This window comes from Streptosporangium sp. NPDC000095, from assembly GCF_042899335.1.
GTDB lineage: Bacteria > Actinomycetota > Actinomycetes > Streptosporangiales > Streptosporangiaceae > Streptosporangium.
This window is the reverse complement of record NZ_JBIAZS010000018.1, coordinates 59,676-72,748: the sequence shown is the minus strand read 5'-3', so window position 1 is coordinate 72,748 and position 13,073 is coordinate 59,676. Positions and strand designations below refer to the sequence as shown.

Below are 13,073 nucleotides of genomic sequence, written 5' to 3'. Positions count from 1 at the left end.
GTGGCGCCGTCTGCCGGTGATGACCGCGTGCTGATCATCGTCGTCCGCCGAACACCCACTCGTGGACTTCGATACCGGAATGCCGGTCCGGGGTCAGGACTGTGCGGGCCGTGTCCAGGTCCGGCGCCCGGACCAGGGCTGCCGTGCCCAGCCAGGTGGCGCCGTCGTCGGACAACAGCGGCCCGTAGGCGATCAACTCGTCCCGCCGGTCGGTCGGTGGAACGAGGTCGGCGGCCTGTCCCGTGCCGAGGCCCAGAACCAGATAGCGGTTGCCGCCTTCGCGGCCACCGGGGAAGTCCCACATGGTGCGCCCCAGCAGGTTGTGCCATCGGCGCAGCATCACGTCCCGGTACACGCCGGCCTGGTAGTTGGGCTCGTCGAAGGCGAACGCGCGTGCGGCGCCGGGATCGGGCAGGTCGATGATGTGCACGCTGCCGGTGGCCGTGTCGCCGTCGAGGGTCGGGCCGCGGGCGATCAACTGCGCCGCGTAGCGGTCCATGTAGGACCAGTGCTCCTCCACCAGCTTCTCGCGCAGCGCCGCGGAGCCGGGCCGGTCACGGTGGTAACAGAAGAATTCCATGTCGAGCCTATCTATCACGGGTTGCGGCAGGGGCGAGTGCACCGGGGTCGTCGGCGGGGCCGGTGCGCAGCGGGGTTTCGCGGATCAGCCAGGCGATGGTGAAGGCGGCGACGGACAGTGCGGCGGCGCCGATGAGGATGACGTGCAGGCCTCCGGTGACGGCCAGCCGGACCGCGTCGGCCACCTGGGCAGGCAGGTCCGGCAGCAGGGTGGGGGTGAGGTCGCCTTGCGTGGTCAGTCGGTCGGCGGCGGCCGGTCCCAGGTGGGCGGCCAGGTCGCCGCGTACCTGGGCGGCATACAGGGTGCCCAGCAGGGCGATGCCGAGCGAGCCGCCGATGGTGCGCAGCAGCGTGAGGGTGCCGCTGGCCGCGCCCATGTCGCGCAGGTCTGCGCTGTTCATGGTGATCAGGGTGGTGCTCTGCAACACCAGGCCCAGGCCTGCTCCGATGGGGAGGGTCAGGGCCGAGGCGAGCGCGGCGGGGGTGTCTCCGTCGAGTGGGAACAGTGCCAGCGCGCCGCCGGCCATGAGGGCTGCGCCGAAGATCGGGTAGCTGCGGTAGCGGCCGTTGGCGCTGATGAGGCGGCCGGTGAGCAGCTGGGCGCCGAGCATGCCGAACATCAGTGGGAGCAGCAGCATGCCGCTGGCCGCCGGAGAGGAGCCCTGCACGAGCTGCAGGTACTGCGGCAGGTAGTTGGTGACGGTGAGCATCACCGCGCCGACCAGGAAGCTCAGGACCTGGGCGAAGGTGAAGTTCCGGTCGGCGAACAGCCGGGGCGGGATGATCGGCTCGGCGGTGCGGTGTTCGACGGCCACGAACGCGGCCAGGGCCAACGCGCCGATCGCGCCGAGCGCCCAGGGCCAGGGGGTGCCGCCCGCCAGCAGGGTCAGGGCCACGATGGCGACGGTCAGCAGCACGGCTCCGGTGTAATCGATGCGCGGCCGGCCCCGTTTCGCGGGTGGCAGGTGGATCCGGGTGGCGATGAGAAGCAGGGCGAGAGCACCGACGGGCAGATTGACGTAGAAGGTCCAGCGCCAGCTGAGGTGGTCGGTGAGCAGCCCGCCCAGCAGCGGCCCGCCGACGTAGGCGACGGGCATGATGGCGCCGATCATCGACTGCAGCCGGCCGCTGTCGCGGGGTGGGACCAGCACGCCGATGATGGCCAGCGCGCCGACCATGAGCCCGCCCGCGCCGAGCCCCTGCACGGCGCGGAAAGCGATGAGCTGTGGCATGGCCTGGGCCAGGCCGCACAGCGCGGACCCGGCCAGGAACAGCGCGATGGAGCAGACGAAGGTGGCCTTGCGGCCGAGCAGGTCGCCGAGCTTGCCCCAGATCGGGGTGGTCGCCGCAGCTGCCAGCATGTACGCGGTCACCACTCCCGGCAACTGGTCCAGGCCACCGAGGTCGCCGGCGATGGTGGGCAGCGTAGTGCCCACGATCAGGCCGTCGAGCATGGCCAGGAACATGCCGGTCAGCAGCCCGAAGACGCCCAGGCGTGTCATGGCGCCTCAGACGGTGTAGGGGCGGGCGGTCCTGGCCTCGCGCAGCGCGTGCGCCCACCAGGCGAGCCGGTCCAGCATGACCTTGGCGGCGGCGTCGGCGGCCGGGTCGAGGGCCTTGCCGTCGCCGTCGAACTGCGCCCACGGATGTTGCAGGCCGACGCTGTCACGGAGGGTGACGGCGTGCAGTTCGGCCAGGACGAGCCGGAGTTGCTCGATCGCGCGCAGCCCGGCGGAGAAGGCGCCGTAGGAGACGAACGCGACGGGCTTGGCCTGCCATTCGATGCCGTGCCAGTCGATGGCGTTCTTCAGCGCGGCCGGGAAGCTGTGGTTGTACTCGGGCGTCACGATGACGAAGGCGTCGGCCGCCGCCAGGCGCGGCGAGACAGCCGCCAGCAGATCCCTGTCCTCCTGTGAGGCGGGCGGCTGGCCGAGCACCGGCAGAACGGTCGGCAGCGGGGTTTCGACCAGGTCGATCAGGTCGGCGCTCATGTCGTCGCGCTGATGGAGGTGGTCCAGCAGCCAGTTCGCCACGGCGGGGCCGAAGCGTCCCTCACGGGTGCTGCCGAGAATGACGGCGATCTTGAGCACTTATCTTCCCTTGCGTACAATGTATTGAGTAAATACAACGTACACATGTATGTGTACGTTGTCTACTGTCGGTACGTTGTATCGACAGACGAGGGGAAGGGGACAACGGCATGACCACCGACAAGAGCGCACCGCTGTGGGAGCGGCTGGAACGGCCCGCACCGGCACCCCGCCAGACGTTGTCTCCGCAGCGCATCGCCATGGCCGCCGTTGCGGTCGCCGACGCCGAGGGCCTGGAGGCCATTACCATGCGCCGCCTGGCCACAGAACTGGGCGTCGCTCCCATGGCGCCCTACCGCTACGTATCAGGCAAGGACGACCTGCTGGAACTCATGGTCGACCACGTCTACACAGGCATGCGCCTGCCCGGCGGCCTCGGCTGGCGGGAGAGCCTGCACACCCTGGCCGTGGGCACACGCGAGCTGATGCTGGAGCACCGGTGGCTGGCTCAGCTCCCACCGCAAACCAAGCTCGCCCTGACGCCCAGCCGAATGGCCGTGGCCGAGCAGTCCCTGATGGCGCTCGACGGCCTCGGCCTGGACCCCGACATGATGATGGGCATCTTCCGCGGCGTGGACGCCTACGTGCAGGGCGCCATGAGTTACGACAGCGCCGTCGATGCGTTCATGAGCGAGCAGAGCCTGTCCAGCGGCGACGAACTGCGCACCGAGCTCGCCCCCCTCATGGCCTGGCACATGCGCACCGGCCATTACCCCACCTACCAGCACTACCTGCGCGCCGCCACTCGCAAGGACGACAGGCGATGGCAGTTCGACCTCGGCCTCAACTGCCTCCTCGACGGCATCGCCGCCCGCCTGAACATTTGAGGACGGCCGCATCGGGGCTCGAGCAGACAGCAAACAACCCGTGGCGCGAGCGAGACCGGACAGACGAGGTTGTCGCCATACGGCCATCCACGATGCAGGCGGAGCCCTTCAACCGGGGCACGGCATTTGAGGTGTTGCGGGATAACCTTCGTTATCTGGCAAGATAGCGATCACGGACGTGTGCGAGCTGGGGCACCGCTGCCCAGCACCGACGCTTCGTTTCCCGGTTATCTGGCAACCCGGCGAATGGCGGAGGTCGGCACGGTGGATCCGGTCATCGCCGAGCAGCTCGGCCGCACCCGCTCGCCCGCCATCTCGACGACTTCCTCACCGACCTGGCCAACGCCGGCGCCTCCGCGCACACCCGGCGCGCCTACCGCGGCGACCTGATCGCCTTCGCCGCCCACTACGGTGAGGAGACCGGCGCACTGTCTGCCGCGCCGGTCCGCGCCTTCCTGGCCGAACTCATCGACCTGTCGCCGGCCAGCCGCAAGCGCCTCCTTCACCAAATGGGCCGTCCGGCACGACCTCCTGCAGGCCAACCCGATGGACCGCATCGACACCGTCAAGGTGCCCAAGAGCCTGCCGCGCCCGGCCACAGGCGCCGACGTCGCCAAGGTGCTGGCCGTGATCTGCTCGCGGCGGCCGCGCAAGGACTTGCCGCTGGACCGGCTGCGCGACCGGGTGCTGTTCGAGACCGCCTACGTCTGCGGCGCTCGCGCTTCGGAGGTGTGCGGCCTGTACGTCGAGGATCTCGACCTGCGGCTGGACGACGAACACGTCCGCATCCACGGCAAGGGCGGCAGCGTGCGCACCGTGCTGCTCGACGACCGCGGCTACGCCGCCCTGCTCAAGCTCTACCTGGCTCGCGCCGGCTACACCGCGGGACCGTTGTTCCGGGCCAGCACCAACGGCGCCGGCGGGCCGTTGTCCTACGACGCCGCCCACCACCGCTGGCAGCGCTACTGCGCCGCCGCACGCGTTGAGATCGACATCCACCAGCTACGGCACGCCCACGCCACCGAGCTCATCAACGCCGGCGTCTCCATCGAGGCCGTCCGCCGCCGCCTCGGCCACGCCTCCACCGAAACCATGCAGCTGTACGCGTTACTCGACGACAAGGTCGCCGACGCCGAGATCCGCGCCGCCCGCCGACGCCGCGACCGGGCAACCCGCTGAAGAACCTTCACGACCAAGAGCGACCTCACTCCCTGCGACCAAGATCCTTCTCAGCGCCAACGGCTGTCCGCCGGTTCCTCGCCCCCGGGCCCCTGCAGGACTACAAACTGGTGATCTCGCCTCGCACCGTTGGCTGTTCGACGGCACGGCCTGTCGCGAGTTCGGGGACGTACGTGTAGATCGTGGAGCGGCCACTCCTGCCGCATGCCGTCCAACCACCCGCGGAAGCCCCGGCCCGCCCTCGCCGGCTGGGCGGTCGAGTGTCATCCCGAGCTCACCGCGGCTGAGAGGTCCTCCGCTGGGACGACGCCGTCGCGACCTCCGGAGGAGGCGGGTGAGACCCGGTGACGATGTGCGGGGCATCGCCGCGGCGGCAGATTGGGCCGGGTGAACACCTCTGCTCCAGGAAGCCGCCGGACGAGCGTGCCGGTCCTGATCATCGTCGTCTGGTCGGTGAGTTATCTGGCCCTCGGCCTGCTCTGGGCTTTTGGAGGGCCCGGATATCCGTTCGACGCCGGCCGTACGGGGGCGGGCAACACCCTGCTCGATCCTCTTCCGCCGGCGGCCGGCGGGGGCCTGCTGGCGATGTCGGCGCTGGTGGCCGGCGTTGTCGCCGTGCTCGCCGCCAGAGGCCCGCTCAACCGGGCCCCCGCCGTCGTGGCCGTCGTGGCCGGAGTCGGCCTGGCGGTCCTCCTACCCGACGTGCGCATCATGATGACCGCCGGCTACCTGCCGGTGATGCTGGCCGCCGCGCTGGTCGGCCAGGCCGAATTCTCGATGATCGCGACCATGCTGACGTGGCCGAGCGTCAACCTGCTCATTCTGATGGCGGCCGGCGTCAGCCTGATGCTTTTGGGGACACGCGCGCTGATCGGAGGGTCCAGACGGCCCGGCAGCGCCGCCGGCGCGCTACGGATCGGGCAGTACGCGACGGCTGTCGCGGTCGCCGTCCCCGTCGTCTACGCCGTCACCCGTTTCGGCTGGCTCCTGGGCGTGCCCGTCGGCATCAGCGACCAATTCCTGGCCGATATCGCCGAGATCACCCCGATCGGCGCCGGTCTCAGCACGCTCGGTCTCCTCGGCGCGGTCCTGACCGTCGGCTTGGTACGGCCCTGGGGGGAGAACTGGCCGCGCTGGGTGCCGTTCCTGCGGGGGCTGCCGATTCCGGCGCGATTCCCGGCCTGCGCGGCTCTGGCCGTCTCCCTACCCATCACCTCTGCCGGACTGATGTACGTGCGCAAGAAGCTCACCGGCGAGCAGGTTGGCCCGGCGGGCGCTGCCGGCGAGTTGGGTGCCTGGCTGCCGGAGATGTTGTGGCCGCTGTGGGGTGTGGCCTTGGCGGTGGCCGCGCTGGCCTACCTCTCACGCCGTCGGCACCTCGCTCACGCACGCCGACCATAATGGTGGACGTGCGAGAGTCCCGGTCTACCGGCGCCGCGGTGGACTCCCTTCTCAACCGGCATCAGGTGAGCGCCGATGCCGTGCTCGCCGTCCTGCTCGTCCTGCCGCTCGGCCTGGTCTCGTTGGGCCTGCTCCGGGCCTCGGACAGTCCCCTGTCGCTCCGCCTGCTCGCGGGTCTCGGCCTGCTGGTGCTGCATGGTTGCGTTGTTCCGCGTCGGCTGCGCCCGCTGGCGGCGTACGGGCTGGCCGCAGCGGCGATGCTGCTGCTGGTGGCGTTGCCGCCGCTGCACGACCCGGGCGGCGCCTACTATCCGGCGGTGCTGCTGCCGAGCACGCTGGTCTTCGGGCTGCTGCTCTACACGGCGTCCGGCCGGCTCGACCTGCTGCCTGGCCTGGTCTGCCTGGCCGTCGCCCTGGCGGGTGTGGGCCTGCTCCTGGCGCGTCTGTGGAATCCGGCCTCGTGGGGCGGGTCGTCGGGTTCCTACGAGCTGGTCGCGTGGCGGATCGGGCTGTCGGTCGGCCTGGTCGCCGTGGCGGCGTGCCTGTGGTCGCTGGGCCGCCTCAGCCGTATGCGGGGGTTGTTCCTGTCCGAGCTCCGAGCGAAGGCCGAGCGGGCCGAAACCGACCGTGCGCTGGAGCGGAAGGAGGCAGCGCGGGCCGAGCGCGACCGCATCAGCCGCGAGATGCACGACGTGGTGTCCCACTCGCTCGCCGTCATGGTCAGCCAGGCGGAGGGTGGTCGGCTGTCCGATCCGGACTCGCCCGGGGCGGGTGTGTTCGCCACCATCGCCGGGGTCGGGCGCGAGGCCCTGCGCGACATGCGCGGGCTTCTGGGGGTGCTGCGCGCCGACGGCGGCACCGCTCCGCAACCGGGCCTCGGCGACCTGTCCGACCTGCTCGACCATGTGCGCGATGCGGGCGTACGCGTCGCCGTACAAGAGGCCGGGGACGCCCGGCCGCTGCGCCCCGCCGCCGACCTGACCGCCTATCGCGTCATCCAAGAGGGGCTGACCAACGTGATCAAGCACGCGGGGGCGTCGGCCGCGGCCGACCTGACGCTGGCGTGGCGCCCGGACGAACTGCACATCACTATCACCAACGATGGCGACGGCCCGCCCGCCGAAGGGGCCGGCGTCGGGCTGACCGGGATGCGCGAACGGCTCAGCATGGTGGGAGGCACTCTGAAGGCCGGTAGACGCGCCGGCGTCGGCTTCGTCCTGTCGGCCACCGTGCCCTATGAGCCGAGGAGTCTCCCATCATCAGGATCATGATCGTCGACGATCAGGAGCTGCTGCGCAACGGCCTGACCATGGTCGTCAGGTCCCAGCCCGACATGGAGGTGGCCGCCGAGGCCGCTGACGGCCTGGCGGCCCTGAAGGCGTTGGAGTCGCGGCGCGTCGAGGTGGTGGTGATGGACATCCGCATGCCCCGGATGGACGGTGTCACAGCCACCCGGGAGATCCAGCGGCTGAACGACCCGCCGAAGGTGCTGGTGTTGACCACGTTCGACCTCGACGAGCACGCCCTGGCCGCGCTACGGGCCGGTGCGAGCGGGTTCATGCTGAAGGACGCGCCAGGAGAGGAGATCATCGCTGCGATCCGGCACGTGCACCGGGGCGACTCGATCATCGCGCCCGCCACGACCCGTCGGCTCATCGGGCGGCTCGTCGCGAAGGCCGACACCGACCCGGAGGCTGTGCTCAAGATGCTCACGGAACGTGAGCGTGAAGTCTTCCTCAGCCTGGCCAGGGGCGCGTCCAACGCCGAGATCGGGGCCGAGTTGTTCTTGTCGGAGACCACGGTCAAGACCCACGTGGGGCGCATCCTGACCAAGCTAGGGCTGCGCGACCGGGTCCAGGCGGTGGTCCTGGCGTACGAATCCGGCGTTGTCACTCCGGGTGAGCGTTAGGCAGTGGCCCGATCTGGGTCAGACCACCGAGTACACCCGGCTGGCGTCTTCGCCGCGCTGGCCGAGTTCATTCGCGAGCTCATCGTGGAAGGCACTTATGAGGGCCTGGCCGCCGCTCGTGCCCGTGGCCGGCGTCTCGGGCGCCCGCCGGCGATGTCGCCCGAGCAGATCCGGCATGTCCGTGACTTGCTCACCCGGCCGGACAACACCGTCTCTTCCATCGCCCGGCTTCTCGGCGTCAGCCGCTCCACGATCTACACGTACGTCCCCGAACTCGGGGTCCCGGTAGCAATGAAGAAATTTCCAACGAAGTATCGCCTGGCCTGGGATAACAGCAGCATTTGACGACTGGATGATCACTGCCGCTACGTTCGTTCCGGTTTCGTCCGGTACGGCAGGTAGAAGTGGTGCGTTGTCCGAGAAGATGTTCTCCGAGGAACAGCTGGAGCAGCTGCGCTCGTTCCCGGAGATCAGCATGGGGCCAGCCCCAATCTTGCCAAAAAGCCGCTACGGTCCCGCCGATTCCCGATGTGTTCCCATAGAGCGTCACAGTGACTTCAACGCTTGGCGAACCGCACTGAGCGCTGAGGAGTGGCCCAACGGAATCCGGCGGGATGGGTGCCTGCATCTACACGCATCGGTTGCGGACTACGAAGAGATAACCATCGTGATCTTCGCTGACATCTACGACGACGAGAGATGACCCGGCGACACGTCGGAGATCCTCGGTGCCCTTGCGCGGAGTCGTCGTTCGGGATCCGGCGTTGATTCGTTCAACCAACTGCGAGCCATCTTGGTCCACGCCGACCCGCAGTTACGCGAATCCCTGGCCGGGCTCGGTCCGGCCACGCTCATCCGCCGCTGCGCCGACCTGCCCGAATCCGAGGCGGACGACATTCACACCGCCGCCACCGGCGTGCTGCGCACCCTCGCCCGGTTGGCTTAGATAGACGTCATGTGTGCCCTTCTTCGCCCGAGCCCTCAGTACGGCACCCGCGGTTCCGGAATGATCCTGACGTTCTTCGGCACCGTCTGGTGGCTCGTCGGCTCCGTCGTCCTGGACGGCTCCGCCCGTACCGCCGCCCTCGTCGCCGGAGCCGTCCTCGCCGTGACCCTGTTTGTCCTTGCTGCCCGCCTCGACGGAACCGGCGGGCGCGAGGCGTACGAACGCAGCGCGCGCGCTTTCAAGTGGAGTAACGTCGGTCAGGGAGTGGGGATCGCGGTCGTCATCGTGGTCGGGAACATCACCGGCGGGTACAGCTGGATACCGGCACTCATCGCAATCGTGGTCGGCGCGCACTTCTTCCCGCTGGCGCGACCGTTCGGCCGCCTCGAGTACCGCTGGACCGGCAGCCTGCTCATCGTCGTCGGCGTGGCCGGCTGCGCCATGGCGCTCTCCGGGGCCTCGGAGTCCGGGGTCCAAACCGTGGCCGGTCTGGGCTCCGCCACCGTCCTGTGGGCCACGACGGCGTGGCACCTCGTCTCCGGCGTCCCTGACAGATCCACGCCGCGACAGCAAAGCGCCGACACAGGTTCCTGATATGTGTCACGGCCGCGATCGCTTCGATCCCGCAGCGGCCAGTCCTTGTAGTGGTCGACCACGGATGTCAGGCCGCGCTCGGCCAGGGCAATGATGTCGGGCTCGCCGACGTCCAGGCCGGTGGCCTCGCTGAGCATCTCCGCGCATCTGCGCGCGCCCAACGGCTGCGGCGGAATCGCCTGGCGCAGCTGGGTGGCCCGGCCGGCCAGGTCCTCGGCGGCGGCCCGGGTCCAGTACGGATCCCGGTCCGGGGCGCCGATCAGCCCGGCGTCCTTGGCCCGGCGCCAGTCGCCGAAGGTGAGCCCCAGCAACTCGGGCTGTCGTTAAGGATGGTGTCACCAGGTACACGCGAAGCGACACTCCGATTGCCGCACTCAGCCTCCTCGACGGCCGACAGGCCAACGGCCTCGCGTTCTCGCCACGGAGACCTCCGGTGGTCCTAGGTCCAAGGTCTCAGGCCATGCAGACCTGACGTCCGATGCCGTCGGCCGCGGAGGGCGGCATAGTCGTCCCGAAGACAGCGCGGAACACGCAGGGAGGGGAGGGGCGATGATCGGACCGGACGGGCCGAGCGCGGGGGCCGCCCATCCCAGTGCCCTCAGGGGGTGTGCCAACAAATGTCCGCCGGTCCCGGTGCAGCCATGACAGGCCACCGGACCACATACGGACGAAAGGCACACCCATGTCCACAACCCAGTCCCCGGCTCGCAGCCGACGGCCGGGATGGAGCCTCGCGCTGCTCGCGCTCGGGCATCTGATCATCAGTCTCGACTTCACCATCATCTACGTAGCTCTCCCCGACATCGCCACCGATGTCGGCTTCACTCCGCACACCCTGCAGTGGGTGGTCACCGCGTACGTCGTCCTGTACGGAGGCTTCCTGCTGCTCGGCGGGCGGTTGTCCGACCTGGTGGGACGCCGGCGGATGTTCGTGCTCGGCATGGTGCTGTACGGGGTGGCCTCCGTGCTGGGCGGCCTGGCCACGGCGCCCGCGGTGCTGCTCACCGCACGCGCTCTGCAGGGTCTCGCCGGTGCGGTGCTCTTCCCGGCGGTGCTCGCCCTGGTCAACACCACCTTCGCCGAGGGCAGGGAGCGCAACCGCGCACTGACGGTCTGGGCGATGGCGGGCGCCGGTGGGCTCACGGCGGGCGCGCTCGCGGGCGGGGTGCTCACCCAGGCCCTGGGCTGGCAGGCCGTGTTCTACGTCAACGTCCCGCTCGCCGCCGCGGGGGCCGTCGCCGCCTTCGCCCTGCTGCCTCCCGACAGCCGCGTCACCTCGGGGAGCGTGGACGTGCTCGGAACGCTCACCGGTACGGCGGGCATCACGCTGCTGATCTTCGCGGTCGCGCACGGCTCGGAGGTCGGCTGGACGCGAGCCGAGGTGGTCGCCTCGGCCGTTCTCGCGGTGGTCCTGCTCGCCACGTTCCTGCGTGTCCAGGCTCGGGGGCGGACGCCGCTGATGCCGTTGCGGCTGTTCGGCAACCGCGCGTTCAGCGGGGCGGTCGTGGTCATCCTCGTCTTCGGGCTGACGATGCAGGCCGTGCCGTACTTCCTCACCCTGTATTTCCAGGATGTCCTTGGCTTCAGCGCGCTGGAGACCGGGCTCGCGTTCCTCGGGCCGACCCTCTCGATCACGGCGGGAAACTTCCTCAGCGAGCGACTCGTCCATCGTTTCGGCACCCGGAGCACGCTGATCACCGGCATCGTCGTCAACGCCGTGGGCGCCGCGTTCCTCGCCCCCGGCATGCACACGGACGGATCCTTCCTCACCGTCCTGGCCGGGATCGTCGTCATCGGTCTGGGCATGGGCATCACGTACGAGGCGATGTGGATCGCCGCGGGCACCGGTGTCTCGGCGGACGAGCAGGGGCTCGCCTCCGGGGTGGCCTCCACCGCATTGCAGGTCGGAACCGCCGCGGGCCTGGCGGTCCTGGTGGCCGTCGCCAACCACGGCATCGAGGGGCTGTCCGGGCAGGCGCTGCGCGTCGCCTCCGCCGAGGGGATGCGCGTCGCCGTCTACGTCCTGGGCGCCGTCATGCTGACGGCCGTCCTCGCCGCCCTCAGGCTCCCCGGTCCGGGTGCCCGGGGCGCCGCCGCGTCCCAGCCCGCCCCCGACCCGGACACCGCCGACCTGCACCCCACCGGCTGACATCGGCTGATACTGGCTGACACCGGCTGGCAGCGTCTGCGGCTCCAACACCCGGCCGCCGTATCTCGCCTCTCGGCGGCCGGTCCGGGGCGGACCCGTCCTCGCCTCCCGGTCACGTGTCCCAGGTGACCGGGAGGCTCTTCACCCCGTAGATGTCTGCGGTCTCCGGGCGCAGGGCGATCTCCTCGGCCGGTACGGCGAGGCGCAGGGTGGGGAAGCGGTCGAGCAGGGCGGGGAAGGCGACTCGCATCTCGACGCGGGCGAGTTGCTGGCCCAGGCACTGGTGGATGCCGTGGCCGAAGGCGAGGTGCCCGCCGTCCTGTCTGCCGAGGTCGAGCCTGTGGGGGTCGGCGAAGCGCTCGGGGTCACGGTTGGCGGTGTTGTACGACAGGATCATCATCGAGCCGGCCCTGATGGTGTGGCCGCCCAGCTCGACGTCCTCCAAGGCGACCCTGAAGAACTGCTTGGCGACGCTCAGATATCTCAGCAGCTCCTCCACGGCCCGGTCGACGAGCGCGGGGTCGGCGCGCAGGGCGGCGAGCTGCTCCGGGTTCTGCAGCAGCGCGAAGGTGCCCAGCGCGAGCATGTTGGCGGTGGTGTCGAACCCGGCCGAGAGCAGGATCAGGGCCATGCCCTTGAGCTCCTCGTCGGTCAGGTCGCCGTCGAGCAGGTCGCTGAGCACGTCGTCGGTGGGGTTGGCGCGCTTGGCGGCCACCAGCTCGGCGAGGTAGTCCTGGGTGGCGGTGTAGGCCGCGATGAGTTCTTCGTCGGCGGTCTCCCCGCCGAGGAATTTGTCGATGTTCTCCTGGAAGCGGCCGCGGTCCTCGTACGGGACGCCCAGCAGCTCGCAGATGATAACGGAGGGGATGGGCTTGGCGAACGCGGTCACCAGGTCGGCCGTCGGCCCGGCCTGCTCCATCGCGTCCAGGTGCTCGGCGGTGACCTGCTCGACGCGCTCGGTGAGCTGCCGCATCCGTCGTACGGTGAACTTGCCGACCAGCGGTTTGCGGTAGCGGCCGTGTTGTGGCTCGTCCATCAGCAGGAACTCGCCGGGCGGCGCCGGAGGCACCTCGATGTCGCCGAGGTCGACCAGCGGGTGGTGGCGCATCAGCTCCCTGCGCGAGCTGAACCGGGGGTCGGCCAGGACCGCCCTGACCAGGTCGTAGCCGGTGACCAGCCAACCTGAATGCTCGTCGGGGAAGGTGAAGCGGCTGATCGGGCCGTGCTCGCGCGCGTCGAGCAGCTCCTTGGGCGGGTCGAAGGGACAGCCGGACGGGCGCGCGGTCGGCAGGGTGGTGACGATGTGTTCCATGGTCGTTCCTCTTCTCTGCTCGGGGGTTACTTGCGATGGCGTGTGTTCTTCGCGGCTCGAAATTCCTGTCAGCCGTGGGAAGCGCAT

At 69.8% G+C, this 13,073-nt stretch carries 14 protein-coding genes and 1 pseudogene; 11 read left to right on the top strand and 4 right to left on the bottom strand.

From position 1 onward, the window contains the following. Positions 1-34: 34 nt before the first annotated feature. Genes ACFY3V_RS32175 through ACFY3V_RS32165 form a run of 3 tightly spaced genes read right to left on the bottom strand, consistent with a single transcriptional unit; the run spans position 35 to position 2,669 of the window. A complete protein-coding gene (locus ACFY3V_RS32175; protein ID WP_389778704.1) occupies positions 35-580 on the bottom strand; it encodes a YciI family protein in 546 nt (181 codons plus the stop codon). 7 nt (positions 581-587) lie between these two features. Continuing rightward, complete coding sequence (locus ACFY3V_RS32170) at positions 588-2,081, bottom strand: MDR family MFS transporter (RefSeq protein ID WP_389778702.1); 1,494 nt, start codon at positions 2,079-2,081, stop codon at positions 588-590. Positions 2,082-2,087: 6 nt separating this feature from the next. Continuing rightward, the gene (locus ACFY3V_RS32165; protein WP_355611758.1) at positions 2,088-2,669 is read right to left on the bottom strand and encodes an NAD(P)H-dependent oxidoreductase; all 582 of its coding nucleotides are present in this window, start codon (positions 2,667-2,669) and stop codon (positions 2,088-2,090) included. A 110-nt stretch (positions 2,670-2,779) separates the two neighbouring features. Here ACFY3V_RS32165 and ACFY3V_RS32160 point away from each other — a divergent pair, with 110 nt between their 5' ends. The 11 genes and pseudogenes from ACFY3V_RS32160 (at position 2,780) to ACFY3V_RS32110 (ending at position 11,674) form a co-directional block, all read left to right on the top strand. Then, on the top strand, positions 2,780-3,496 hold the full coding sequence (locus tag ACFY3V_RS32160; RefSeq protein WP_389778700.1) for a TetR/AcrR family transcriptional regulator C-terminal domain-containing protein: 717 nt from the start codon (positions 2,780-2,782) through the stop codon (positions 3,494-3,496). Positions 3,497-3,831: 335 nt separating this feature from the next. Continuing rightward, a pseudogene (locus ACFY3V_RS32155) lies at positions 3,832-3,936 on the top strand (recombinase); the annotation flags it as partial. A gap of 106 nt (positions 3,937-4,042) precedes the next feature. Next, positions 4,043-4,675, top strand: a complete 633-nt coding sequence (locus tag ACFY3V_RS32150) for a tyrosine-type recombinase/integrase (RefSeq protein WP_389778698.1) — start codon at positions 4,043-4,045, stop codon at positions 4,673-4,675. A gap of 423 nt (positions 4,676-5,098) precedes the next feature. Further along, positions 5,099-6,076 carry a hypothetical protein gene (locus tag ACFY3V_RS32145; protein WP_355611749.1) on the top strand — a complete coding sequence of 326 codons (978 nt, stop codon included), beginning with the start codon at positions 5,099-5,101 and terminating at the stop codon, positions 6,074-6,076. Between the two features lie 8 nt (positions 6,077-6,084). Beyond that, positions 6,085-7,347 carry a sensor histidine kinase gene (locus ACFY3V_RS32140; protein ID WP_389778695.1) on the top strand — a complete coding sequence of 421 codons (1,263 nt, stop codon included), beginning with the start codon at positions 6,085-6,087 and terminating at the stop codon, positions 7,345-7,347. Further along, positions 7,344-7,985 carry a response regulator transcription factor gene (locus ACFY3V_RS32135; protein ID WP_355611743.1) on the top strand — a complete coding sequence of 214 codons (642 nt, stop codon included), beginning with the start codon at positions 7,344-7,346 and terminating at the stop codon, positions 7,983-7,985. The genes ACFY3V_RS32140 and ACFY3V_RS32135 overlap by 4 nt, the downstream gene beginning before the upstream one ends. 3 nt (positions 7,986-7,988) lie before the next feature. Beyond that, a complete protein-coding gene (locus ACFY3V_RS32130; protein ID WP_389778692.1) occupies positions 7,989-8,330 on the top strand; it encodes a helix-turn-helix domain-containing protein in 342 nt (113 codons plus the stop codon). A gap of 67 nt (positions 8,331-8,397) precedes the next feature. Then, positions 8,398-8,688, top strand: a complete 291-nt coding sequence (locus ACFY3V_RS32125) for a hypothetical protein (RefSeq protein ID WP_389778690.1) — start codon at positions 8,398-8,400, stop codon at positions 8,686-8,688. 90 nt (positions 8,689-8,778) lie between these two features. Next, entirely contained in the window at positions 8,779-8,931 is a 153-nt protein-coding gene (locus ACFY3V_RS32120; protein ID WP_389778688.1) for a hypothetical protein, read from the top strand. 9 nt (positions 8,932-8,940) lie between these two features. After that, a complete protein-coding gene (locus ACFY3V_RS32115) occupies positions 8,941-9,525 on the top strand; it encodes a hypothetical protein (RefSeq protein WP_355611716.1) in 585 nt (194 codons plus the stop codon). A gap of 682 nt (positions 9,526-10,207) precedes the next feature. Further along, positions 10,208-11,674, top strand: coding sequence for an MFS transporter (locus tag ACFY3V_RS32110; protein WP_389778686.1), 1,467 nt, complete (start codon positions 10,208-10,210; stop codon positions 11,672-11,674). A 112-nt stretch (positions 11,675-11,786) separates the two neighbouring features. Here the strand turns inward: ACFY3V_RS32110 and ACFY3V_RS32105 are convergent, their stop codons facing one another. Beyond that, positions 11,787-12,986: a cytochrome P450 gene (locus ACFY3V_RS32105; protein ID WP_389778684.1), complete on the bottom strand. Its 1,200-nt coding sequence runs from the start codon at positions 12,984-12,986 to the stop codon at positions 11,787-11,789. Positions 12,987-13,073: the final 87 nt, after the last annotated feature.